This is a genomic window from Caulobacter sp. GW821-FHT05F04 (assembly GCF_059419665.1).
The window spans coordinates 171,148-194,845 of sequence record NZ_JBWKSF010000002.1 but is presented as its reverse complement, the minus strand read 5'-3'; the positions used below and the strand labels follow the sequence as shown (position 1 = coordinate 194,845).

General features: G+C 70.0%; 23 protein-coding genes. 13 read left to right on the top strand and 10 right to left on the bottom strand.

Translation table 11 applies throughout. The features are described 5' to 3' along the window. Window positions 1–103: 103 nt before the first annotated feature. Window positions 104–751, top strand: a complete 648-nt coding sequence (locus tag AC07R7_RS05425; RefSeq protein ID WP_494634417.1) for a lysoplasmalogenase — start codon at window positions 104–106, stop codon at window positions 749–751. Here AC07R7_RS05425 and AC07R7_RS05420 read toward each other — a convergent pair. After that, window positions 717–2,561: a feruloyl-CoA synthase gene (locus AC07R7_RS05420; protein WP_494634416.1), complete on the bottom strand. Its 1,845-nt coding sequence runs from the start codon at window positions 2,559–2,561 to the stop codon at window positions 717–719. The two genes, AC07R7_RS05425 and AC07R7_RS05420, sit on opposite strands and share 35 nt — an antisense overlap. 154 nt (window positions 2,562–2,715) lie before the next feature. On the opposite strand from AC07R7_RS05420, the gene AC07R7_RS05415 reads away from it, so the two are divergent. Together AC07R7_RS05415 and AC07R7_RS05410 are read left to right on the top strand one after the other, a co-directional pair. Next, window positions 2,716–3,066 carry a YciI family protein gene (locus AC07R7_RS05415; protein ID WP_492888104.1) on the top strand — a complete coding sequence of 117 codons (351 nt, stop codon included), beginning with the start codon at window positions 2,716–2,718 and terminating at the stop codon, window positions 3,064–3,066. Continuing rightward, window positions 3,063–4,295: an RNA polymerase sigma factor gene (locus AC07R7_RS05410; protein WP_494634415.1), complete on the top strand. Its 1,233-nt coding sequence runs from the start codon at window positions 3,063–3,065 to the stop codon at window positions 4,293–4,295. The genes AC07R7_RS05415 and AC07R7_RS05410 overlap by 4 nt, the downstream gene beginning before the upstream one ends. Here the strand turns inward: AC07R7_RS05410 and AC07R7_RS05405 are convergent. Together AC07R7_RS05405 and AC07R7_RS05400 are read right to left on the bottom strand one after the other, a co-directional pair. Further along, on the bottom strand, window positions 4,292–5,626 hold the full coding sequence (locus AC07R7_RS05405; protein ID WP_494634414.1) for a dihydroorotase: 1,335 nt from the start codon (window positions 5,624–5,626) through the stop codon (window positions 4,292–4,294). The two genes, AC07R7_RS05410 and AC07R7_RS05405, sit on opposite strands and share 4 nt — an antisense overlap. Before the next feature lie 64 nt (window positions 5,627–5,690). After that, entirely contained in the window at window positions 5,691–6,872 is a 1,182-nt protein-coding gene (locus AC07R7_RS05400) for a glycosyltransferase family 9 protein (RefSeq protein WP_494634413.1), read from the bottom strand. Window positions 6,873–6,982: 110 nt separating this feature from the next. Here AC07R7_RS05400 and ygfZ point away from each other — a divergent pair, with 110 nt between their 5' ends. Further along, entirely contained in the window at window positions 6,983–7,768 is a 786-nt protein-coding gene (gene ygfZ, locus AC07R7_RS05395; RefSeq protein ID WP_494634412.1) for a CAF17-like 4Fe-4S cluster assembly/insertion protein YgfZ, read from the top strand. Here the strand turns inward: ygfZ and AC07R7_RS05390 are convergent, their stop codons facing one another. After that, window positions 7,769–8,191 (bottom strand): hypothetical protein, encoded by a 423-nt coding sequence (locus AC07R7_RS05390; protein ID WP_125155099.1) that lies wholly within the window; start codon window positions 8,189–8,191, stop codon window positions 7,769–7,771. Between the two features lie 127 nt (window positions 8,192–8,318). Between AC07R7_RS05390 and AC07R7_RS05385 the strand changes: the two genes are divergently transcribed. Continuing rightward, a complete protein-coding gene (locus tag AC07R7_RS05385) occupies window positions 8,319–8,909 on the top strand; it encodes a DNA-3-methyladenine glycosylase I (RefSeq protein WP_494634411.1) in 591 nt (196 codons plus the stop codon). Window positions 8,910–8,931: 22 nt separating this feature from the next. Here AC07R7_RS05385 and AC07R7_RS05380 read toward each other — a convergent pair whose 3' ends face one another. From AC07R7_RS05380 to AC07R7_RS05370, 3 genes are all read right to left on the bottom strand, one after another. Then, entirely contained in the window at window positions 8,932–9,594 is a 663-nt protein-coding gene (locus AC07R7_RS05380) for a DUF6624 domain-containing protein (RefSeq protein WP_494634410.1), read from the bottom strand. Between the two features lie 70 nt (window positions 9,595–9,664). Continuing rightward, a complete protein-coding gene (locus tag AC07R7_RS05375; protein WP_494634409.1) occupies window positions 9,665–10,558 on the bottom strand; it encodes a glycoside hydrolase family 16 protein in 894 nt (297 codons plus the stop codon). Beyond that, on the bottom strand, window positions 10,555–12,582 hold the full coding sequence (locus AC07R7_RS05370; protein WP_494634408.1) for an acyltransferase family protein: 2,028 nt from the start codon (window positions 12,580–12,582) through the stop codon (window positions 10,555–10,557). The genes AC07R7_RS05375 and AC07R7_RS05370 overlap by 4 nt, the downstream gene beginning before the upstream one ends. A gap of 119 nt (window positions 12,583–12,701) precedes the next feature. Between AC07R7_RS05370 and rnhB the strand changes: the two genes are divergently transcribed. The 3 genes from rnhB to AC07R7_RS05355 all read left to right on the top strand — a co-directional run bounded on the left by rnhB (window position 12,702) and on the right by AC07R7_RS05355 (window position 15,239). Further along, window positions 12,702–13,340, top strand: coding sequence for a ribonuclease HII (gene rnhB / locus AC07R7_RS05365; protein WP_494634407.1), 639 nt, complete (start codon window positions 12,702–12,704; stop codon window positions 13,338–13,340). 137 nt (window positions 13,341–13,477) lie between these two features. Continuing rightward, complete coding sequence (locus AC07R7_RS05360; protein ID WP_099575541.1) at window positions 13,478–14,554, top strand: site-specific DNA-methyltransferase; 1,077 nt, start codon at window positions 13,478–13,480, stop codon at window positions 14,552–14,554. Between the two features lie 253 nt (window positions 14,555–14,807). After that, the gene (locus AC07R7_RS05355) at window positions 14,808–15,239 is read left to right on the top strand and encodes a hypothetical protein (protein ID WP_494634406.1); all 432 of its coding nucleotides are present in this window, start codon (window positions 14,808–14,810) and stop codon (window positions 15,237–15,239) included. Here AC07R7_RS05355 and mutY read toward each other — a convergent pair whose 3' ends face one another. Next, complete coding sequence (mutY, locus tag AC07R7_RS05350) at window positions 15,240–16,289, bottom strand: A/G-specific adenine glycosylase (protein ID WP_494634405.1); 1,050 nt, start codon at window positions 16,287–16,289, stop codon at window positions 15,240–15,242. A 47-nt stretch (window positions 16,290–16,336) separates the two neighbouring features. Here mutY and AC07R7_RS05345 point away from each other — a divergent pair, with 47 nt between their 5' ends. The 4 genes from AC07R7_RS05345 (at window position 16,337) to smc (ending at window position 21,702) form a co-directional block, all read left to right on the top strand. Beyond that, a complete protein-coding gene (locus tag AC07R7_RS05345; RefSeq protein ID WP_494634404.1) occupies window positions 16,337–16,876 on the top strand; it encodes a DUF721 domain-containing protein in 540 nt (179 codons plus the stop codon). Window positions 16,877–17,009: 133 nt separating this feature from the next. Then, a complete protein-coding gene (locus tag AC07R7_RS05340) occupies window positions 17,010–17,633 on the top strand; it encodes a DsbA family protein (RefSeq protein ID WP_494634403.1) in 624 nt (207 codons plus the stop codon). Further along, window positions 17,633–18,238, top strand: coding sequence for a thioredoxin domain-containing protein (locus AC07R7_RS05335; RefSeq protein WP_494634402.1), 606 nt, complete (start codon window positions 17,633–17,635; stop codon window positions 18,236–18,238). Before AC07R7_RS05340 ends, AC07R7_RS05335 begins: the two co-directional genes overlap by 1 nt. Before the next feature lie 20 nt (window positions 18,239–18,258). After that, window positions 18,259–21,702 carry a chromosome segregation protein SMC gene (gene smc / locus AC07R7_RS05330; RefSeq protein WP_494634401.1) on the top strand — a complete coding sequence of 1,148 codons (3,444 nt, stop codon included), beginning with the start codon at window positions 18,259–18,261 and terminating at the stop codon, window positions 21,700–21,702. Here smc and AC07R7_RS05325 read toward each other — a convergent pair. Together AC07R7_RS05325 and AC07R7_RS05320 are read right to left on the bottom strand one after the other, a co-directional pair. Further along, entirely contained in the window at window positions 21,699–22,478 is a 780-nt protein-coding gene (locus tag AC07R7_RS05325; RefSeq protein ID WP_494634400.1) for a TSUP family transporter, read from the bottom strand. The two genes, smc and AC07R7_RS05325, sit on opposite strands and share 4 nt — an antisense overlap. Window positions 22,479–22,562: 84 nt before the next feature. Next, on the bottom strand, window positions 22,563–22,952 hold the full coding sequence (locus AC07R7_RS05320) for a DUF6481 family protein (RefSeq protein ID WP_492888117.1): 390 nt from the start codon (window positions 22,950–22,952) through the stop codon (window positions 22,563–22,565). 360 nt (window positions 22,953–23,312) lie between these two features. Here AC07R7_RS05320 and AC07R7_RS05315 point away from each other — a divergent pair, with 360 nt between their 5' ends. Beyond that, a complete protein-coding gene (locus AC07R7_RS05315; protein ID WP_492837395.1) occupies window positions 23,313–23,693 on the top strand; it encodes an AtpZ/AtpI family protein in 381 nt (126 codons plus the stop codon). Window positions 23,694–23,698: the final 5 nt, after the last annotated feature.

The following is a 23,698-nucleotide window of genomic DNA, read 5'->3' as shown; positions in this document are numbered from 1 at the left end:
TTTAGGCCTCTTGTCTCCGACATTTCGGCAAGCAGGCCAACCCGGTTGCGCATCAGCCGATCGCCATTGCAGTCTGGTCGGCAAAATCGGGGGGAAACGTTCGATGCAAGGTATGAGCGCGGCCGCGCGTTGGACGTTGATCGCGTCCTTGATCGCCGGCGTCAGCTATGTGTCAACCTGGGGACTGACCCTGCCGCCGGGCGTCGAGACGGCCTGGAAGGGCGCCGGCGTGGCGCTGCTGGCGGTCCACGCGGCGCTGCGGGCCAAGAACCTGGACGGCTGGCTGCTGGCGGCCGTGATGGCCTTTGGCGCGGGCGGCGACGTGTTGCTGGAGACCCACGGCCTGACGGTCGGGGCGGTGTCGTTCCTGCTGGGCCATGTGGTGGCCAGCGGGCTCTATCTGCGGCATCGCAAGCCGGGGACCTTGATCCCGCTGGTCCTGATCCCGGTCGTGGTCGGGATCGCTTATCTGCTCCCGCACGATCGAGCCGGCGCGCCGGGCGTCGCGTTCTACGGCCTGTTCCTGGCGGTCATGGCCGCTGCCGCCCTGATGAGCCGCTTCCCGCTCAAGACCGTCGGCCTGGGCGCCTTGATGTTCGTGGTCTCGGACCTGCTGATCTTCGCCCGGCAAGGCGACCTGCCCGACAACCTGGCCACCGGCCTGGCGGTCTGGGGCCTCTATTATTTCGGCCAGCTTCTGATCTGTCTGGGCGCGGCTAAAGAACTAGAACCCCGTCGTCCGGTATCGTAGCGAACAGCCGCGCCAGCTCGTTCGGCCGCCGATCCCGCGCCAGGGCCTGGTTGATGTAGCCCTTGTCGGTCAGCTCGCCGCTGGCCGCGTCGGGCGCGCCGTCCAGGATCAGGGCGCGCAGCACCTTGCCGCCGCCGCCCTTGGCCGAGGCGTTCATGCGCGAAAGGCCGTCGACGATCGCCGCCCGCACGGCCGCCTCGTCTCCCCCTCTTTCGTTTTTCAGGTGTTCGCAGGCCTTGGCGTCGAGGAACAGCATCAGGCCGACGCCGTCCTGCCCCTCGCCGCAAACCACCGCGTCGGAGACCACGCCGCCGATCGCCGACACCGCCGCCACCCGCAGGGCCCCGGCCGCGACGAAGGTGCCGCTGGCCAGCTTGAAGTTCTCGACCAGCCGCCCGTCGAACACCAGCCCCGCCGCCGGATCCTCCGGATCGGCCAGCCGGGCGGCGTCGCCCAGGCGGTAGAAGCCGTCCTCGTCGAAGGCCTGCTCGGTGGCTTCCGGCTGATCCAGATAGCCCGGCGAGACCTGCGGCCCCTTCACCCGGACCTCGAACTTGCCGCCGTCGCCATCCTTCGTTCCTGGGGCCGGGACCAGCTTCACCGCCGTGCCTGGCGTCGGCAGCCCCACCATGCCCGAGCGGGCGTTCAGCCAGTGGATGTTGCAGGCCGTCGGCCCGGTCTCGGTCGCGCCATAGCCGGCCGCGAAGGTGATCCGCTCGCCGATCGTCCGCACCGCCACGGCCTGGACGCGATCCAGGATCGATTGGGCCATCGAGGCCCCGCCGTACTGTAGCACCCGCACCTTTTCGAAGAACCTGGCCGCCAGCGCCTCGTCGCGCTCCAGCTCGCCGACGAACAGCCCCCAGCCGGCGGGGACCATGTTGTGATAGGTCGTCGCCACCTCGCGCAGGTTCCGCACCGTTTCGGCGAAGCGGCCGGGCGCGGGCTGGCCGGCGTCGATGTACAGGGTCCCGCCCCGGTGCAGCACCATGTGCAGGATGGCGTTGGCCCCCAGGCTGTGGCTCCAGGGCGCGGAATTGACCAGCACCGGCGGCTCGGGATCGGCGTAGCAGGCCTCGATCTGGGCGGCGTTCAGCGCGATGTTGGCGTGGGTGCAGACCACCGCCTTGGGCCGTCCCGTGGAGCCCGAGGTCAGCAGCAGCTTGGCGACGTCGCCGGGCTGGGCGACCGGCTCGATCGGCGGACTTTCCAGCAGATCGTCGAAGGTCACGTCGCCCGGCCGCGCGTGGCGGCTGACCACGACCGGCAGGCCGGCCAGGAACGGCGCGGCCAGGGCGTCGCCGAACGCTTCGGCGTCGTCGGCATAGACGGCCGCCGGCTTCAGCCGCTCGACGGCGTGTCGCAGCCGGGTCAGGTCCGCGCCCTTCAGCCCGTATTGCGGCGAGACCGGCGCGGCGGGCGCGCCCAGGCTCATGGCGGCGTAGGCGATCAAGGCGTGGTCGATCCCGTTGCGGGCCAGGATCAGCAGCGGCCGGCCGCGCGACAGGCCAAGGCCCGCGAGCCCGCCGGCCAGGGCCGTGACCTTGGCCTTGGCCTCGCTGTAGCTCACCTTTCGCCAGTCGTCGCCCCCCTGCCCATTGGCGCGCTCGGCCAGCCAGACCCGATCCGGCGCCTCGGCGGCCCACCGCGCCAGCGGCTCGGTCGTGGTCCGCACCGCGTCCGAATAGGCCATCGGATTGCGCAGGATCAGCGTCTCGCCCTCATGGCCTCCAAGTCGCTCGACCTCCAGCGCGCGAGGCGCGTAGCGGGCGTCGCGGAAGGGAGCGGTGTGGGGGTTGGATCCGTCCATGCCCTGTTATGCGACCGCCAGCGGCGCGGTTCAATCCGGCCGCCGCGGCGCCCCTCTCGACATTTTTCGTCGTCCGCTGTCGAATCTCGCCGAGCCGACGCGTCTCAAAGGTCGAAGCGCCGCGATGGTCGCGGGCTCGTCGGGAGATATCGCCATGCAATACGCCCTTTTGATCTACGAGAACGAAGACCTCTACCGCGCGGGCGACGGCCGGGCGTTGGACGGGATCATCGCCGCCCACCAGGCCCTGGCCGGCGAGTTGGCGGCCACGGGCGTCCTGAAGGGCGGCTCGGGCCTGAAGACGGTCGACACGGCCACCACGGTGCGCAAGACCGACGGCCAGCACGCTCTGCACGACGGTCCCTATGCCGAGGCGCGCGAACAGCTGGGCGGCTTCTACCTGGTCGAGGTTCCGGACCTGGACGCGGCCCTGGCCATCGCCAAGCGGATCCCGCTGGCCGGCGACGGCGCGGTCGAGGTCCGCCCCGTCATCGACGAAGATTGAAGACGCCCGACTCCAGAACGGCTCTTGAAGGGGCCGCGCGGGAGGCCGGCGGGCGCATCGTCGCCGCCCTGGCCGCGACCTTCCGCGACCTGGACCTGGCCGAGGAGGCCTGGGCCGAGGCCTGCGCGCGGGCCGCCGCCGTCTGGCCGACGGCCCCGCCCCTGGACCCGGCCGCCTGGCTCTACGTCACGGCGCGGCGCCATGCGATCGACTTAATCCGTAAACGGATCATTTATCAGCGCCTGGCGCCGGACGCCCCCGAACCCCAGCCCTCCGCCGAGGACATCCTGGCCTGCGACGCCCGTCTGATCCCCGACGAGCGGCTGCGGCTGATCTTCGTCTGCTGTCATCCGGCCGTCGCGCCCGAGGCTCGCGCGGCCCTGACCCTGAGGCTGGTCTGCGGCCTGTCCGTGGAGGAGATCGCCCGCGCCTTCCTGGTCGCCGAGCCGGCCATGTTCCAGCGCCTGACCCGCGCCAAGAAGAAGATCGCCCAGGCCGGCGTGTCGTTCGAAGTCCCCGGTCCCGAGGCCTGGCCCGAGCGCCTGGCGGCCGTGCTCTCGACCCTGGAGGTCGCCTATGCTCGCGCCCACGAAGACGCCGCCGGGACCGGCCAGCATGCCGGCTATGCCCGCGAGATGCTGGACCTGACGGCGGTATTGGCCGAGCTACTGCCAAACGAGCCGGAATGCCTGGCCTTCGCCGCCCTGGTCCGCTTCGCCGAGGCGCGGCGGCCGGCGCGACTGGATGCGGAAGGGGCGATGGTCCCGCTGTCGGAGCAGGATCCCAAGCTGTGGCGGCGACCGCTGATCCTGGAGGGCGAGGCGCTGCTGTGGGCGGCCGCGCGCTTGAATCGGCCTGGGCCGCGCCAGCTGCGGGCGGCGCTGCACGGCGTCTGGTGCATGCGCCGCGCACTGGCCGAACCGCCGCCCTGGTCTGCCGCCCTGGCGCTGTACGACCTGTTGCTGGCCTGGCGGGAAGATCCATTCGTCCGGATCAACCGCGCCGTGGTGCTGGCGGAGGTGGCGGGACCGGCGGCGGCGCTCGCCGAGGTGGATGGATTGGACGCCGCGCGGCTGGACGACTTCCAGCCGTTCCATGCCGTGCGCGCCGACCTGCTGGCGCGGCTGGGCCGGCGGGACGAAGCGCTGGAGGCCTATGATCGGGCGCTGGACATGGCGCCCGGACCGGCGGAGCGGCTATGGCTGATCCGTAGGCGGACCGAACTCTAGCCAGCCAGCGTCTCCAGGAACCGCACCGGCTCGCCCTTGCCTTCCGCGACAATCTCGTCGTCGCGCATGACCACGACGCCGCGCACGATGGTCGCCATCGGCCAGGCCTTGGCTTCGAAGCCGTCGAAGGGAGTCCAGCCGGCGCGGTTGGCCATCTGGTCGTTGGTGATGACCTTGCGGGCCTTCATGTCGACGATGGTGAAGTCGGCGTCGAAACCCTCGGCGATGCGGCCCTTGTCGGCCAGGCCGAACACGCGGTTGACGCCATGGCTGGTCAGGTCGACGAAGCGTTCCAGGCTGAGCTTGCCGTCGACCACGTGAGTCAGCATGACCGGCACCAGGGTCTGGACGCCCGGCATGCCCGACGGCGAGGCCGGATAGGGACGGGCCTTTTCCTCGCGGGTATGGGGGGCGTGGTCGCTGCCCAGCACGTCGGCGATGCCCGCCTCGATCCCGCGCCAGACGCCGGCCACGTGGTCGGCCGAGCGGATCGGCGGGTTCATCTGCGCAAAGCCCTTCAGCCGCTCATAGGCCTCGGGCGCCACCAGGGTCAGGTGCTGGGGCGTGACCTCAACCGAGGCGACGTCCTTGTTCTGGGCCAGGAAGTCGATCTCTTCCTTGGTCGTGACGTGCAGCACGTGGATGCGCTTGCCGAGCGACTTGGCGATGCGGACCAGGCGATGGGTCGACTGCAGGGCGGCCTGGGCGTCGCGCACCTCGGGGTGGCTGGTCCAGTCGCCGGGACGGGCCAGGTGGCGGCGGTCGGCCAGGCGGTACTCATCTTCCGAGTGGAAGGCCGCGCGGCGGTTGACGTGGCGCAGCACGTTCTCGACGCCCTCGTCGTCCTGCACCAGCAGCGAGCCCGTCGAGGCGCCCATGAACACCTTGATGCCGCAGCAGCCCGGCAGGCGCTCCAGCTCGCCCAGGAACGTCGCGTTCTCGTGGGTGCCGCCGACATAGAAGGCGTGGTCGGTGTGCATCCGGTTCCTGGCGCGGGCCAGCTTGTCGGCCAGGGCGTCCGGGTCGGTGGTGGTGGGCTCGGTGTTGGGCATCTCGAAGACGGCGACCACGCCGCCCAGGGCCGCGCCGCGCGAGCCGCTCTCCAGGTCTTCCTTCCACTCCAGCCCCGGCTCGCGGAAGTGGACCTGGCTGTCGATGACGCCCGGCAGAACGGTCAGGCCGGCCGCGTCGAACACCTCGCCGGCCGAGGCCTGAGAGAGATCGCCGATGGCGACGATCTTGCCGCCCCGGACGCCGATGTCGGTGATCCCGCGTCCCGCGTGGTTCACCACTTCGCCGCCACGCACGATCAGGTCGAAAGTCTGGGTCATGGGACGGCTCCTGGCGATGGGTTGAGGCGGTCGTAGGACCGGCTCGCTCGCGAGGCAACCGAAACTAGCTGGCGTCCCGCTCGGCCGCGCGTTCCTCGGCCAGGGCCTCTTCGACGACGGCCAGTTCAGGCGAAACCTCTTCGACCGACGCCTCGACGGGTTCGGGCGCGGGCTCTTCGGCCAGCGGCGCGATCTCGGCGCCGGCGGCCTCCTCGGCGATCGTGTCCTCGACCTCCGCTTCCTGCGGCGAGACCTCGGCGCTCGGCTCGGTGCGGATCAGCAAGGCCTTGGCCTCGCGGATCACCGTGGCCACCGGCAGGTCGCTCATGTGGCGGATGGCCTGCGAGAGGTCCGGGTCGACGGCCAGGAACTGGTCGAAGCCGCGCGGGCCCCGCACCGCCACGGCCTTGTCGCCCCAGGGCGCATAGCGGCGCTCGTCCGAGGGGCCGAACAGGCCGAGGGTCGGCGCGCCGGCCGCAGCGGCGATGTGCATCAGGCCCGAGTCGTTGCCGATGAACAGGCGCGCCCGGCGCAGGCAGGCATAGGCGGTCAGCAGGTCCACCTTGCCGGTCAGGTCGATGGTGCGGCCACGGGCCGAGGCCCTGCGCAGCTCCTCGATCATGCGGGTGTCCTCGGGTCCGCCCAGAATCAGCAGACGCCCCCCGGCCATCGGGCCGTCCTTGTCGAGCAGCTGGGCCACCGTCTGGGTGAAGCGCTCGATCGGCCAGACCTTGCCGACCCAGTTGGCGGCCGGCCCGACGGCCAGGATCGGTCCCTCCCCCTGTCCTGCGATTGGGGCCAGCAGATCATCCGCCAGGGCCTGGACATCGGGCGTGATGTAGAGGTGCGGCGCGGGCGGGTCGCCTTCCAGCTTCAAGGTGCGGGCGGCGTCGACCACCTTGTGCACGACCTCGCCCGGCAGCTTCTTCCAGATCGCCCGCTTGTCGCGGCGCAGGAAGAGGGCCGTGGCCGATCCGCGCAGGTCGACGACCAGGCTCCACTTCTTGTGGCGCACCTGCCGCCAGAGCTTGAACCAGTGGCCCTTGCCCTTGCCCTTCTCCATGACGATCACGCGGTCCAGGCCCGGCACGTGGGCGAACAGCGGCGCGGCCAGCGGACCGGCGACAATCGTGAAGCGGGCGTTGGGAATCTGGTCGGCCAGCATCCGGATGAGGCCGGACGAAAGCACCGCATCACCGATGCGGGTGGCCGTGATGAAGAGAATCGGGAAAGCCCGCTGTGTCATCGGACTATCCATAGATCAGTCGGCGAGTCGGCGCATCCCACGTTAACAGTTGAGCTTTCCCCGTTTTCAGGGACTGGCGTTGGTGGGGACTCGGCGCCACATCTCCTGGCATGAGCTCGCTTAATGTCGCCCGCCTCGCTTCCCGCGCCGTCATCACCGTGTCCGGCCCGGATTGGCGCGGCTTCCTGCAGGGTCTGCTGACCCAGGACGTCGAGACCCTCGCGCCGGGCGAACTGCGCTTTTCCGGCCTGCTGACGCCGCAGGGCAAGCTGCTCTACGACTTGTTCGTGGCCGGGACTGATGACGGCGCCCTGCTGGACGTGGCGGCCGAGCACCGCGCGGCGATCCTGCAACGCCTGACCATGTACCGCCTGCGCGCCAAGGTGACGCTGGAGGCCAGCGACCGGCCGGTGCTGGCGGTGTTCGGCGACGGCGTCTCGGGCCCCTATGTCGACCCACGCCTCCCGGGCCTGGGCGCGCGCGCCTATGACGACCGCCTCTCCAACGCCGACGAGGACGCCTACGAGGCCCATCGCCTTGCCCTCGGCGTCCCCGGCCCCGCCGACTGGGGCAGCGAGACGACCTATCCGATCGAAGCGGACTTCGACCTGATGGCCGGCATCGACTTCAAGAAGGGCTGCTTCGTCGGCCAGGAGACGACCAGCCGCATGAAGCGGCGCGGCGTGATCAAGAACCGCATGCTGCCGATCACCTTCGACGGCCCCGCCCCGGCCTTCGGGACCGAGGTGCTGGCCGGGACCTTGCGGGCCGGCGAGGTGCTGAGCGGCCGCGACGGCCGGGCCCTGGCCCTGCTGCGCCTCGACCGTATCGAGGGCGCGGACCTGACGGCCGACGGCCGGCCGGTGCGCGTCGACCGTCCGGCCTGGCTAACCTAGCTAGCGGCAGCGGCCGAAGCGGTCGGGCGAGGCGCCTGGACCACCGCGCCAGCCCGGCGGGTTCTCCCAGTTGGTGCCAGGGCCGCCGCGCGGGCCGGGCGGGTTGTTGTCGTTGTCCAGCCAGCACCGGGCCGCCTGGTTCCACCACCCGTAACGCGGGTGATAGTAGCCATAGGCGCGGTTGTAGTAGTAGCCGTTGCGATAGCGGAATTCGACGCGCTTGCCGTGCCAGCGGTAGTAGCGGCGGTCGGGCGAGGCCCCCGGACCGCCACGCCAGCCGGGCGGGTTCTCCCAGTTGGTGCCGGGGCCGCCGCGCGGGCCGGGCGGGTTGTTGTCGCGGTCATGGCGCTGGGCCAGGACGGGCGTCGCGGCCACGGTGGCTGTCGCCAGGGCCAATAGGGCGAGAGTCTTCAGGCGCTTCATCGGCGTCTGCTCCTTGGCTTAATCCCTCTAACGCCTTGTAACGCACCAAGGCGGCCGATCCGTCGCGCGAAAACGCATGTTCCTGAAAAGTTCTGGCCAGTTCGCGATCTTCTGCTAGCTTCGCCGCATGACCGAACCCACACGCTGCACCTGGAAGGGCATGAACGGCGACCCGTTCTACGAGGCCTATCACGACGATGAATGGGGCGTTCCCGAGTGGGACAGCCGCGCCCTGTGGGAGAAGCTGGTGCTGGACGGCTTCCAGGCCGGACTGTCGTGGATCACCATCCTGCGCAAGCGCGAGGGGTTCCGCGCCGCCTTCGCCGACTTCGATCCGGAGAAGGTCGCCCGCTTCAATGACGCCGACCGCGCCCGGCTGATGGCCGACGCCGGCATCATCCGTTCGAACGGCAAGATCGACGCGGCCATTTCGGGCGCGCGGATCTATCTGGACATGCGCGAGCGGGGCGAGGACTTCGGCCAATTCCTGTGGGACATGGTCGGCGGCGCGCCGATCCAGAACGCATGGCGCGCCGGAGAGGTCCCGGCCCAGACGCCGCTGGCCGTCGACATGGCCAAGGCGCTGAAGGCCAAGGGCTTCAAGTTCTGCGGCCCGGTGATCGTCTATGCCTTCATGCAGGCCACCGGCTTGGTCAACGACCACTTGGTGACATGCTATCGTCACGAGGAATGCCGGGCGATGGCCAGGCGGGTCTAGGGGCGGAGGCTCTAGGCGCTCTTCAATTCGAAGGCGGCTTGCAAGCCCCATACATCTTGTCCAGCACGCCAAGATATTCCGCGATCGGCTGAAGGCCGACGGCGGCGCGGCGCTGGTCCAGGGTCTCGGGCGCCTCTAGGTCGTTGGGGATCGCGTACCTTCCGTCCTTGCAGGTGGTCCCCTGGGTTCCGTAGCGCTGGGGGCGCTTGTCGACCGTGGCCAGGCGGTCGTAGAGCCGCGCATAGTCCTCGGGCCTCGCCTCGCGGGTCTTGGCCAGAGGCTCGATCAGGGCGAGAACGTCCCGCTGAAACGCGAGATCGAAGCTGGCGTGATTGACCAGGGTCACCGCCGACGCCGAGGTGCGCTCGGAGGTCTCCGAGATTTTCGGCCAGCCGTGCTCGGCGATGATGGCCTTCAGTCTCGCCACGTGGATCTTGTCCTGCGCCACGATCAACGGCCCGGCCGCCTTCTGGGCGGCGTCGCGCTGATCGGGCGGCAGAGTCTTCGACGCCTCGAGCATGGCCGTCCGCATCGCCGAGTCGACGAATCCCATGCCGGTGATCGCCTCGATGATCGCCGCCCGGTCACCGATGGTCTTCACCCGCGCCACCGTCGTCTGGACGGCGTCATCCGTCGGCGCGGCCGCCAGCAGGGCAGACGCCAGAACCGCTGAGATCACGCTCATTGACGCCTCGCCACCCTGGGTTGACGCATGAAGTCCTCAGCGGCGCGGCGAATTAAAGGCAAAGACGTGGTCAGGGCTTCTGGCTCACCCGCACCCAGTCGACCTCCATCGTCGCCGGCAGGGCGGTCTCGTCGACGCCCTTGGCGTTGGCGCTCTCGGGCCAGCGGCCACCGAAGGCCAGGTTGAGGATCAGGTGAAAGGGCTGGTCGAACGGCGCGGCGGTTGCCTCCCCCTTCTCGTCGCGCTTCCACTGCGCCGCCTTGGCCTCGGCATAGCGCTGGCCGTCGACGAACCAGACGATGGCTTCGGGCGACCACTCGACCGCGTAGACGTGGAAGCCGGTGGGAGAGGCCGGCATCGGCGTGGCCGTGCTGACCTGCCTGTGAGCGCCGGCCGCATCGCCGGCGAAGTGGATCGTGCCGAAGATCCGGTTCTCACGACCGCCCTCGCAAGATCCGCACGGCGCGCCCAGATTGACCGTCTCCAGGATGTCGATCTCGCCCGAGCGCGGCCAGCCGCCATAGGCCCCGCGCTCCGGCATCATCCAGATCGCCGGCCAGACGCCCTGGCCGCCCGGGACGCGAGCCCGGGCCTCGATGCGACCGTAGAGCCACGACGCCTTGCCCTTGGTCAGGATCTTGCCCGAGGCGTAGTCGCCGGTCTTCATCGGCCCCGTCGGCCCAGCCCACGGATTGGTCAGGCCCTGTGTCCTGCGCTTGATCGTCGTCAGCTTCAGCACGCCGCCGCCGACGGACACCGTCTGCGGGCTGAACACGTAGCACTGCCGCTCGTCATTGCCGCCTCCGCCGCAGTCGGCGGCATAGGTCCATTTGGCGTCGTCCAGCCGGTCACCGTCGAATTCGTCGGACCACACCAGCTTCCAGCCCTCCTCATCGGCGTGGGCGTGGGTTGGCGCGGCGGCCGAGAGCAGGCCAAGGGCGACAGCGACGGTCTTGAAGGTCATGGCCCATCTAGACGCGCCGGATCCGGTTTCTCCAAGCGTGACCAGCCCGTTTCCAGCCAGGCCGGCGCTAGGCGGCGCGCGCCCGAGGCGCTGAGATGGTCGTCGTCGAAATAGATCGGCTCCCCGTCCATCATCGCCAGGCAACGACCGTTGCGGCACAGGGTTTCGGACGGGAACACCACCGCCACGTTCGGGCGATCCTGGACAGCGGCGCGCAGGGCGTCCTCGGCCGGCAAGGTCCGCGACAGAGGCAGGTCGGCGGCGACGCTGGCGCAGACCCCCGGCCGGCCGCCGATCTGCTTCTGCTGGGCCAGGCACTCGGGCGCGCCCAGGGTTAGCTCCGGGAATGGCCCGACCACCAGCACCCGGACATCGGGCCGGCGACGGGCGATGGCGTCCAGCGTGGCCTTCAGGGCGGTCGACACGCGCTGACGCTTCCCAGGCTGGCCGATCACCTCCATCGTCACGCGCGGCGAGTTGACGTCGTAGAACGGCGGCGCGTCGCGATAGAGCGGCCAGCGGCCCATCAGCACCACCAGCTTCAGCTTCCGGTCCGAGGCGATCAGGGCCATGGCCTGGTCGGCGGCGGCCGCGCATTCCAGCTTGAAGCGGTACATCGTGCGGATATTGACCCCGACCAGCGGCGGGCAGCCGCCGCGCGCTGCCTCACGGACGCTCCAGCCGCGGGCCACGGCCCAGTCGACCACGCCGGGAGTCAGGGCGTCGGCGTGGGAGTCGCCCCAGACCAGCACGTCGTCGCCGACACCGTCTGGATGCGCGCCGAAGCGGCAGTCCTCGGGCTTGGCCGTCCTGGCCTTCTCGAAGCAGGCCTTGCGGGCCGGATTGACGTCGGTCTCCTCCAGCTCGGCCAGGGCCTTGGCGGCGGGAGACAGCCGCTGGGGCAGGCCGTGGCTGAAGAACAGCGCCGCGCCGATGGCGATCGGGACCAGCAGCGGCAGGAGCCGGACGCCCAGGCGTCGCCAGGGACGATCGATCGGACCGCGCCGGAACGGCTGTTCGATGAAGCGCCAGGTCACGACGGCCAAAGCCAGCGACAAGGCGACGAGGCCCAGGCGCTGCAATATCGTCAGCGGCTGCTGGGCGACGTCGGCGGCCAGGACCAGCAGCGGCCAGTGCCAGAGATAGAGCGAATACGACACCCGCCCCAGGCCGACGACCGGCGCCAGGCGCAGGACGGCCGGGCCCGGCCGGGCGCCCATGCCGCACCAGATCAGCAGCGCCGTCCCCAGACAGACCGGAACGGCCGAGAGCCCGGGAAAGGCGCTGGCCTCGTTCAGCAGGGCCAGGCTGGCGGCGATCATCAGCCCGCCGATCACTCCGGCGAGATTGGCCGTCGTGCGGTCCCCCGGCGGCTTGACCAGGCCCAGGGCCAGAACCCCGCCGGCCAGGAACTCCCAGACCCGCGTCGGCAGGCCGAAGAAAGCCCAGGTCGCCGCGCCCCGCCCGACCAGCGCCTGGGCCAGCACCAGCGAGGCCAGCAGCAGGAGCAGCGCCAGGATCGCTCGCCGACCCCGCAGAGGTTTCCACCACAACAGGGCGAGCAGCGCCGGCCAGACGAGATAGAACTGTTCCTCGACGCCCAGCGACCACAGGTGCAGCAACGGGTTCTGCTGGGCGCCCGGCGCGAAATAGCCGGCGGTCTGGGCGAACAGCATATTGGCCGCGAACAGGCCCGAGGCCGCCGTCGCCGCGCCGGTCATGGCCAGCAGGCGCGGCATCTCGATCACCACCGCCAGGGCCGCCGTGACCAGCACGACCAGCAGATAGGCGGGGATGATCCGCCGCGCCCGGCGCAGGTAGAAGCCGCCCCACGAGAAAGTTCCCGCGTCGCGCGCTTCGGCGATCAGCCGGGTGATCAGGAAGCCGGAGATGACGAAGAACACGTCGACCCCGACGAAGCCGCCGGGCAGCAGGCCCGGAAAGGCGTGGTGGATGACGATCGCCGCCACGGCCACGGCCCGCAGGCCGTCGATGTCGCGCCGATAGCCGTGACCGGTGTCCATGCTCGCCCCCAGTATTACATCTGTAATCAACTGAGCGACGTCACGCCGCGCCGTCAAGGCGAATTATTACGCTCGTAAAATTCTTTCCCGCCTCCGCGAACCGGCCTAAACACCGGCCCATGCGCACCGGACCCGACATGATGCTGGAGCTGGCCTGCGGACCGGGGCCGGTCTGCGGGGTGGACGAGGCCGGGCGCGGTCCCTGGGCCGGGCCGGTCAGCGCCGGCGCCGTGATCCTGGATCCCGACCGCGTGCCCAAGGGCCTCAACGACTCCAAGAAACTCACCGCCAAGGCCCGCGCGGGCCTGGAGGAAGAGATCAAGGCCGTCGCCATCGCCTGGGGCGTGGGCCTGGCCTCGATCGACGAGATCGCCGAGCTCAACATCCTGCACGCCGCGGGCCTGGCCATGTGCCGGGCCATCGAGGGCCTGTCGGTGACGCCCGCCATCGCGCTGGTGGACGGCAACTACGCCTTCAAGCTGCCCTGCCCGATCAAGACCGTGGTCAAGGGCGACAGCCTGTCGTGCTCGATCGCCGCCGCCTCGATCCTGGCCAAGGAAGCCCGCGACCGCATCATGGTGGAGATGGACGCGGTCTATCCCGGCTACGGCTTCGCCGGCCACAAGGGCTATCACGCGCCGATCCATGTCGAGGGTCTGCGCAAGCTTGGCCCTTCGCCGATCCACCGCATGGGCTGGGCCCCGGTGAAGGCCGCGCTGGCCGGTGAACTGGCGCTGGGCGACGACCTAGACCTCTGATCCGAAAGAGGTTTTGAGTCTGATCGGACTCAAGACCACGCGTTTTGCGCGCATTAACGTCCCGCTAACCACGTCTGCTCACCCCGCATTTACCAGCAAGACTCATGATTCCGTTCTCTTTTGTAGGGACGCGGGACATGAAGTTCGGGCCGGAAACCATCATCCTGGGCGACTGCATCGAGCAGATGAACGCCCTGCCGGAGAAGTCGGTCGACCTGATCTTCGCCGATCCGCCCTACAACCTGCAGCTGGGCGGCGACCTGCTGCGTCCCGACAATTCCAAGGTCGACGCGGTCGACGACCACTGGGACCAGTTCGAGAGCTTCGCCGCCTACGACAAGTTCACCCGCGAATGGCTGAAGGCCGCCCGCCGCGTGCTGAAGGATGACGGCGCGATCTGGGTGATCGGCAGCTATCACAACATCTTCCGCGTCGGCGTGGCCGTGCAGGACCTGGGCTTTTGGATCCTCAACGACATCGTCTGGCGCAAGTCCAACCCGATGCCCAACTTCAAGGGCACCCGCTTCGCCAACGCCCACGAGACCCTGATCTGGGCCTCTAAGAGCCAGAACGCCAAGCGCTACACCTTCAACTACGACGCCCTGAAGATGGCCAATGACGAGGTGCAGATGCGCTCGGACTGGACCATCCCGCTGTGCACCGGCGAGGAGCGCATCAAGGGCGTGGACGGCCACAAGGCCCACCCGACCCAGAAGCCGGAAGCCCTGCTCTATCGGGTGATCCTGTCGACCACCAAGCCGGGCGACGTGATCCTGGATCCGTTCTTCGGCGTCGGCACCACCGGCGCGGCCGCCAAGCGCCTGGGCCGCAAGTTCATCGGCATCGAGCGCGAGGCCGAATATCTGGAACACGCCAAGGCCCGCATCGCCAAGGTCGTGCCGATCGCGCCGGAAGACCTGGACGTCATGGGCAGCAAGCGCGCCGAACCGCGCGTGCCGTTCGGCACGATCGTCGAGAGCGGCCTGCTGTCGCCCGGCGACACCCTCTACTGCTCCAAGGGCAACCACGCCGCCAAGGTCCGCCCGGACGGCTCGATCACGGTCGGCGACCTGTCCGGCTCGATCCACAAGATCGGCGCCCTGGTGCAGAGCGCCCCAGCCTGCAACGGCTGGACCTACTGGCACTTCAAGACCGACGCGGGCCTGGCCCCGATCGACGTGCTGCGGGCGCAGGTGCGGGCGGGGATGAACTGAGGCGCTCATTTTCGCGCCGCCGTCTTGCGTGATCCAACGCGAGGCGGCAATGTTCACCTTATGATCCGCACCGGTAGAATTCCCGCCAGCAAAGCGATGGTGAGCGCCGTTCCTTTTCGCGATCCGCGGAACGGGAGCGTTTTGCAAGAGATTCGACGCTCTGACGGCAGCAAGGTCATCGCCCTGAGCCGCGATACGCATGAACGGGCTCTGTCTCGCGCCAAACTCGTCCTGGCCAGGAAATAACCGCCGCGTGGCGACGACCGACCACAATCCGGTCTTCGACCAGTTGGTCCGCGCCTCGGACGATATTGAAGGCTTCATCGCTTACGGCCTCTACAAGCAGGCCAAGCGCGAGTGGCTATTCGAGCACCGCGCTCGCGAGGGCAGAGCTCCGACGGTGACCGAGTTGCGCGGCTTCTCTCGGCAATGGACGCCGACAACGCTTCAAGCCTTCCGCGAGACCGCCGACAGCGCCCTATCCGCCTATGCCCAGATCGCGCTCGAGGATCAGACGCCCTCCATTCAGCGCGATGCCTTGCTACGCGGCCGACCGTTGTGGAAAGACGTCATGATCGGCGTGGTGTCGGCGCTCAGCTATTCCGTACTTCTCGTGATCGCGGCGTTCCTGCTGAAAATCTTCGGCAATGACTTCCTTGACGCGCTCGGGACGTTCGCGCGCTGATTAGATCAGCCGCTCCGCCGCCAGCGCTGCTTTCAGGAACACGCTGGGCAGCGCGCCCAGGCCTTCGCGCGGGGTCCAGACGAAGTCGCCAGCGTTCACGCCGTCCGCCGCGAACACCCTCAGCGTCAGGGAGAAGTGCGTGAACACGTGCTCCACCGCGCCGAGGTCGCGCCAGGCGACCGCGATCGGCGCCGCGGCCACCGCCTCGGCGTCGGAGAACGGCGCGGCGCGCCAGTCGCTGGTCGGCAGGCCCAGCATCCCGCCCAGCAGGCCCTTGGGCGGACGGCGGACCAGAGCCATGTCGTCGCCGCGCGTCAGGACATAGGCGACGCCGTGTCGGCGCGGGCGGTCGGCCTTCTTGGTCTTGCGCGGATAGGTCTCGGGCGCGCCGCCCTTGTAGGCCGCGCACCAGTCCGAGATCGGGCAGCGGTCGCACAGCGGGGCCTTGGGTTTACAGACCGTGGCTCCGAGATCCATCAGCGCCTGGGCCCAGTCGCCGGGGCGATCGTCGGTGACGAGCTCGCCGGCCAGGGCCTTGAGTTCCGGCTTGCTGTCCGGCATCGGCGCCTCGACGGCGAACAGCCGCGACATCACCCGCTCGACATTGCCATCGACCACATTGGCCGCGCGGTCGAAGGCGATGGCGGCCACGGCGGCGGCGGTATAGGCCCCGACGCCGGGAAGGGCGCGTAAGGACTCCTCGGTATCCGGGAAGACGCCGCCGTGCTGGTTCGCCACCGCCCGCGCGCAGGCCAGCAGGTTGCGGGCCCGGGCGTAGTAGCCGAGCCCCGCCCAGGCGGCCATCAGGTCGCCGTCGTCCACCGCCGCGAGATCCGAGACCGTCGGCCAGCGCTCGGTGAAGCCCAGGAAATAGGGCGTGGCGTGCGGCACGGTGGTCTGCTGCAGCATCACCTCCGACAGCCAGACGCGGTAGGGGTCGCCCCGCACGCCGGCGCGGCGGTCGGCGGGCGAGACGCGCCAGGCCAGGGTCCGGGCCTGGGCGTCGTACCAGGCCAGCAGGGCCGAACGGATCGCTTGACGGTCTTTCATCGTCCCTCGCCTACCGCGAACCGAGCCCGGCATGCTAGTTTCCTCGCATGCGCCGCCCCCTGCCCACCGCGGAAGAAGCCCTCGCGATCCTGCGCGCCAAGCGCACGCGTCCCCAGCGCCGCCCGCCGCCGCCCGCCGGCAAGAGCCTGGCGCCGCTGTTGAAGTCGCTGGAAGACCGTTTCGGCAAGGGTCCCGCCGCCCTGCAGGCCCGCTGGCGCGAGATCGTCGGCGACACCCTCGCGCGTCGGACGGAGCCCGTTCGCATCATCAAGGGCCGCAATGGCGAAGGCGGCGCGCTGGAGCTGCGCGTCGACGGCCCCGTGGCCTCGCTGATCCAGCACCAGGCCCCGCAGATCACCGCCCGCCTCGACATGCTGCTGGGCAAGGGCGTCGTCACCCGCCTGCGCATCGTCCAGGGCCCGGTCAAGGCCGCCGCCGCGCCGGTCGCACAACGTCCGCGCCGCAAGCCGCCGCTGGACGCGGCGCTGGAAAAGCAGCTCTCCGACAGCCTGGCCGACCAGCCCGACGGCGGTCTCAAGGACGCCCTGCTGAAACTGGGGCGCGGCGTGCTGCGCGAGCATCCCTGAGCCTCCGATCCACAGACCTTCCGATTGACAACCCCACCCCGATCGCGCTGTTGCACAGGCCTTATCGGCGCCCTTTTCGCCACCTCTAAGAATCGCGCTTAACTTCGCTATTCTACTGCAAGGAAGATCGACCATGCGTCCGCTGACCCGCCGGCTTCTGACCGCCGTCGCCCTCACCGCCTCGCTGGGCGCGCTCGCCGCCTGCGGCCCCACGGGAACCAAGGTCACCGCCGACGACATGACCCTGGGCAATCCCGCCGCCAAGGTGACCGTGGTCGAGTACGCCTCGGTCGCCTGCCCACACTGCGCCACCTGGAACGCGGAAGTCTTCCCGGCCTTCAAGGCCAAGTACATCGACACCGGCAAGGTCAATTACGTGGCCCGCGAAGCCCTGACCGGCGAGCCGCGCCTGGCCAACGCCGGCGCCATGCTGGCCCGCTGCGCCGGCAAGGATAAGTACTTCCAGGTGACGGACGCGATCTATCACGCCCAGGCCAGCATCTTTCAGACCGGCGACATCCGCGGCGAGCTGCTGACCATCGCCCAGGCGGCCGGCATGAGCGAAGACCAGTTCAACGCCTGCCTGACCGACGAGAAGGCCGCCAAGTCGGCCGAGCGCATCGAAAAGCAGATGAAGGCCGACAAGATCGAAGGCACTCCGACCTTCATCGTCAACGGCAAGAAGGTCGGCGGCGAGTCCGGCGGCGAGGTCACCCTGGCCCAGCTGGACGCCGCCATCGCGGAAGCCTCGAAGTAATGCGTCTCGACCGGCGCGCGCTGATCGTCTCGGGCCTCGCTGTCGCGGCGAGCCCTCTGGCCGCGCGCGCCGCGCCGCTGCCGCCGGTCCCGGGCGAGATGATGCTGGGCTCGGCCAAGGCGCCGGTCCAGCTGGTGGTCTACGCCTCGGCCAGCTGCCCGCACTGCGCCCACTGGTGGACGACGGTGCTGCCGGAGGTTCGCAAGGCCTTCATCGACACCGGCAAGGTGCGCCTGGTGTTCCGCGAGTTCCTGACCCCGCCCAACGAGTTCGCGGCCGCCGGCTTCATCCTGGCCCGCCGCATCCCGGGCAGGTACTTCGAGGTGCTGACCACCGTCTTCCAGAAGCAGGAAGAGATCTATCGCAGCGAGAAGCTGTTCGAGGGCCTGCAGGCGATCGGCAAGCAGTACGGCCTGACCGACGCGCAGTTCAAGGCGACGCTGGAGGATCCGGCGGCGCTGAAGGGCGTCAACGAGCGCATGGCCAAGGCGGTGGACGATGGCGTCGAGGGCACGCCGACCTTCTTCGTCAACGGCGCGCCCTACGATCACAGCGCCGACTTCGCCGTGCTCTCCAAGGCCTTCGCCGCCGCGGCGAAGGGCTAGGGTCCCAGGGGACCGCCTCCGTGCAGTTCCAGCGCCTGCGCCTTTCGGGCTTCAAGTCCTTCGTCGAGCCGACCGAGTTCCGGATCGAGCCCGGGCTGACGGGCATTGTCGGCCCGAACGGCTGCGGCAAGTCCAACCTGCTGGAAGCCCTGCGCTGGGTGATGGGCGCCAATTCCGCCAAGGCGATGCGGGCCGGCGGCATGGATGACGTGATCTTCGCCGGCAGCGGCGCGCGGCCCGCGCGCAACCACGCCGACGTCGCCCTGACCATCGACAATACCGACCGCACCGCCCCCGCCCAGTTCAACGACGATCCGGTGCTGGAGGTCGTCCGCCGCATCGATCGCGGCGAGGGCTCGACCTACAGGATCAACGGCCGCGAGGTCCGGGCCCGCGACGTCCAGCTCCTGTTCGCCGACGCCTCGACCGGCGCCAACTCGCCAGCCCTGGTCCGCCAGGGCCAGATCAGCGAGCTGATCGGCGCCAAGCCGCAGAACCGCCGCCGCATCCTGGAAGAGGCCGCCGGGGTCTCGGGCCTGCACACCCGCCGCCATGAGGCCGAGCTGCGCCTGCGGGCGGCCGAGAGCAATCTGGCCCGGCTGGAGGATGTCGCCCGCGAGCTGGAGATGGCGCTGAATCGCCTGCGCCGCGAAGCCCGCCAGGCCGAGAAGTACAAGCGCCTGTCGTCCGAGATCCGGGCCGTGCAGGGCGCGGTGCTCTACACCCGCTGGACCGAGGCCCGCGACACGCTGGAGCGGACCACGAGCGAGGCCACCAGCGCCGCCCGGCTGGTCGAGGAAACGGCCCGCGCCAGCGCCGCCGCTCAGGTGGCGATCACCGAGGCCGAGGCCGCCATGCCGCCCCTGCGGGAAGAGGCGACCATCGCCCAGGCGATCCTGGGCCAGCTGGCCATCCAGAAGGACCGCGCCGAGCGCGAGGCCGAGGCCGCCGCCGCCGAATTCGAACGCCTCTCCAATGATCTGGCGCGCATCGACGCCGACCTGGCCCGCGAGGCGCAGGCCAAGGACGACGCCGCCGCCGCCCTGGCGCGCATCGACGCCGAACTCACCGAAGTGCGGGAGCTGGTCGCCGCCGCGCCGGAGCGCGGGCCCGAGCTGGCCGCCGCCGCCAAGACCGCCGAGGAGGCCCGCGCCGCCGCCGAGGCCGCTGTCGAGCAACTGGCCGCCCGCGTCGCGGCCGAGGAGGCGCAGGGCCGCGCTGCCGCCGCCCGCCTCTCGGAAGCCGAGGCCCGCGCCAACCGCACCAGCCGCGCCCTCGATCAGGCCAAGGCCGAGCGGGCCGCCGTCGGTCCGGAGGTCGATCCGGCCGCCGCCGAAGCCCGCCAGCGCTTCGCCAACGCCGAGGCCGCCCTGGCCGCCGCCCGCGCGGCGCTGGAGGAGGCCGAGGCCGAGCGGGTCAAGGCCGCCGAGCAGGAGGCCCAGGCCCGCCAGCTGGCGCGTAATGTCGAGGACCAGCTGGGCCGTCTGCGCACGGAAGCGCGCGGCCTGGCTCAGCTGACCGCCCCACGCTCCAAGAGCGGCCACGCCCCGGCCCTCGACAGCGTCTCGCCGGACAAGGGCTATGGCGCGGCCCTGGCCGCCGCTCTCGGCGACGACCTGGACGCCGCGCTCGACGCCAAGGCGCCGTCCTACTGGGGCGGGGCCGAGGCGCCGGCCCCGACCTGGCCCGAGGGCGCGCAGCCGCTGGCCCCGCTCGTGAAGGCGCCGCCCGCCCTGTCCGCCCGTCTCTCGCACGTCGCCGTCGTGGCCCGCGCGGATGGTGACCGGCTGCGAGCCGCGCTGAAGCCCGGCATGCGCCTGGTGTCCAAGGAAGGCGATCTCTGGCGCTGGGACGGCTTCGTGGCCCGCGCCGATGCGCCCAAGCCGGCCGCCGTGCGGCTGGAGCAGCGGACGCGCCTGGCCGAAGTCGAGACCGAGATCGACCTCATGACCCCGCGCGCCGAGGCCACCGCCGCCGCGCTGAAGACCGCCGCCGACCGGATGCGCGTCGTCGAGGATCTGCTGCGCGACAAGCGCCGGGGTCCGCCGGACGCCGAACGCCTGCTGAACGGCGCGCGCGAGCAGGTCGCCAAGTTCGAACGCGAGCAGGCGATGCGGGCCGCCCGCGCCCAGTCGCTGGACGACACCATCGCCCGCTTCGAGGCCGAGAAGACCGAGGTCGACGCGGCCTTGGCGGAGGCCCGCGAGGCCCACGCCGCCGCCCAGACGTCGGGCGATCTGCAACCTCAACTCGCGCAGGCGCGCCAGGCCTCGGCCCAGGCCCGCGAAGCCGCCAGCGCCGCCCGCACGGCGCTGGATGTCGAGACCCGTGAGCGCGCTGGCCGCCAACGGCGTCTGGAAAGCCTGGAGCGCGACCGCGCCGACTGGGCCAAGCGCGCCGAGACCGCCGGCAAGCGCGCGGAGTCGCTCGCGGGCGACCGCGTGAAAGCCGCCGCCGCCCTGGAGGGCGCGCGCGAGGCGCCTGCGGCGCTGAAGGAGAAGCTGGTCATCCTGCTGGACGAGTTCGGCGCCGCCGAAGCCCGGCGCGCCAAGGCCAGCGACGCCCTGGAAGCCGCCGAGACCACCCGCCTCAACAACGACCGCGCCGCCCGGGCCGCCGAGCAGGCCGCCGGCGAGGCCCGCGAGAAGCGCGCGGCCCTGGTCGCCCACCTGGACGGGGCTCGCCAGCGCTTCGGCGAGGTCGCCTCGGCCATCCGCGAGCAGGCCCGCATGGAGCCCGAGGAGCTGGGCCGTCACGTCGCCGGCGAGGCCGTGGCCGTCCCGAAGGACGCCGCCGGGGTCGAGGCCCACCTGTTCGCTCTCGAACGAGAGCGCGACGCCATCGGTCCGGTAAACCTGCGCGCCGAGGAGGAGGCCCAGGAATATGCCGGACGCCTGGAGACCATGCGGATCGAGCGCGCCGACCTGTCGGGCGCGGTCGGCAAGCTGCGGGCCGGCATCGAGGAGCTGAACGCCGAGGGCCGCGAGCGCCTGCTGGCCGCCTTCGACGTGATCAACGCCAACTTCCAGACCCTCTTCCAGGCCCTGTTCGGCGGCGGCCAGGCCGAGCTGAAGCTGATCGAGAGCGACGATCCGCTGGAGGCCGGCCTGGAGATCTTCGCCTGCCCGCCCGGCAAGCGCATGGCCAGCATGAGCCTGATGAGCGGCGGCGAGCAGGCCCTGACGGCCAGCGCCCTGATCTTCGGCGTGTTCCTGGCCAATCCGGCCCCGATCTGCGTGCTGGACGAAGTCGACGCGCCGCTGGATGACGCCAATGTCGATCGCTACTGCAACATGCTGGACGAGATGCGCCGGCGCACCCAGACCCGCTTTATCGCCATCACCCACAACCCGGTGACCATGAGCCGGATGGACCGCCTTTTCGGCGTGACCATGGCCGAGCGCGGCGTCAGCCAGCTGGTCAGCGTTGACCTGTCCACCGCCGAGAAGCTGGTCGCGGCTTAGAACCCAACCGCCTGTCTGATCGGATTGCTCGGATCCGCCAGCAGCTTCACGGCCATGGCGCACGAGATCACCACCAGCAGCGGCCGGATCAGCTTGGGTCCGAAGCGCATGGCGAGCCTTGAGCCGACCTGGGCGCCGATGAAGGCCCCGGCGGCCATGGCCAGGCCGACCGGCCAGACGACCGCGCCCTTCAGGATGAACAGGCTCAGACTGCCCACATTGCTGGCGGCGTTGGCCAGCTTGGTGTGGGCCGTGGCCTTCAGCACGCCGTAGCCCAGCAGGGTGACGATCGCGACCATGTAGAAGGCCCCGGCGCCAGGTCCGAAGATGCCGTCGTAGAAACCGACCAGCGGGGCGACGAAGCAGGCGAATGGGATCAGCGCCATGCGCGGCGCGACGTCCTCGGTCTTGAGGGCGCGCGAGAAGCCGAAATAGAGGGCGATGGCGATCAGCAGCAGCGGCACGATGGCCCGCAGCAGGTGCGGCGACAGCAGGCTGGCGCAGAGCGCGCCGCACAGGCCCGCGACCGCGGCCGCGCCGGCCACCGGCAGGGCCGTCTTCCAGTCGATCAGACCGCGACGGGCGAAGGCGCTGGTCGAGGAGATGGCGCTGACCGCGCCCTGCAGCTTGTTGGTGCCCAGGGCCTGGACCGGCGACAGGCCCGCCAGCAGCAGGGCGGGCAGGGTCACCAGACCGCCGCCGCCGGCTATGGCGTCCAGCGCGCCAGCGAGCGCGGCGACCACGAACAGGCTGGCGATGACGTCGAGATGGACCATGAGCGGCTCATGATCCCGTTCGAGGCGTCGATCAAGGGAAAGGCATGGCAAAGAAAAAGGGGCCTGATGAGGCCCCTTCTCGGATCAGCCCAGGAGGCTGCCCCACGCGTGAGCGCGAGACGCCTTGCTGTTGCTGGTCTTGCCCAGGGCGCGCAGCTCGTCGCGTTCCTTGGCCTTCTCTTCCTTGCGCACGCGCATCTCGGCGGCTTCGAGAGCCTTGCGTTCCTTGCGCTCGGCGCGCTTGGCGGCCATCAGCTCTTCTTCGCGAGCCAGGGCCTCGAGGCGGGCTTTTTCCTTGGCCTCGGCGCGGGCGGCGCGGACAGCCTCGAGTTCGGCGGCGCGCAGTTCCTCGCGCTTGTCGAAATCGGGGTCCTGGACGGTCGGCTTGGCCTTGAACTTTGCCAGCATGGCCTTCTTGGCCTCTTGCTGGGAGGAGATGCGATCGGCGAATCCGGTGTTCTTCAGGTGCGACATGAATCTTCGTATTGTTTGGAGGCGGCGGCTCTAAAACCCAGATCGACGAAAAAATCAATGCGTGATTGGGCCGCGCCGCACCTTGCCTATGGGGTGTGGCGCCGAAAGAACGCGTGTGATGTAGGAAGCCGTTCCCGCCTCCGGTAGGGGCGCGAACGAACGGCCAATCGAATGAAAAGCGGGATGGTTTTGCCTTCCCTTTAAGCCAAAGGCGAAATCCTTAAGTATTCCCGTAACTTGGCCCGCGAAGCGCTTACCTTGACGCACTGCGGCGAGGTCTATAGGTTCCGCGCCGATCAAGCCGGCCGGAAATGCGCCTTGTTTTGGCGCGCCCGCGGCGTTTTCGGACCTGCCGCTCCCATGCCCAAGGCCGACGAACCGAACGACAAGGCTCTGGTAAGCCTCGACGCTCGGCTCGACGCATTTGAGGCGAGGAAGGCGGCAGAAAAGCCGGCGAAAGCCGCGTCCGAGAAGGCCAACCAGGACGGCTATCGCCTCCTGGCGGATCTGATCGGGGGCGTACTGGTGGGTCTCGGCTTCGGCTGGTTGCTCGACCATTATGTCCACACGAGCCCCTGGGGCATGGTCGGCGGTCTGCTGATCGGCTTGGGGCTCTCGATTTTCTCCGTCGTCCGCAAGGCGACGAAAATGAGCGCGCAGGCGTCGGCGCCGTCCCCTCAAGGGAATGCCGGCGGAGACACGGGAGGCGGGTCAACCGCCCCCAAGCAGAAGAGAGACTAGGGCCG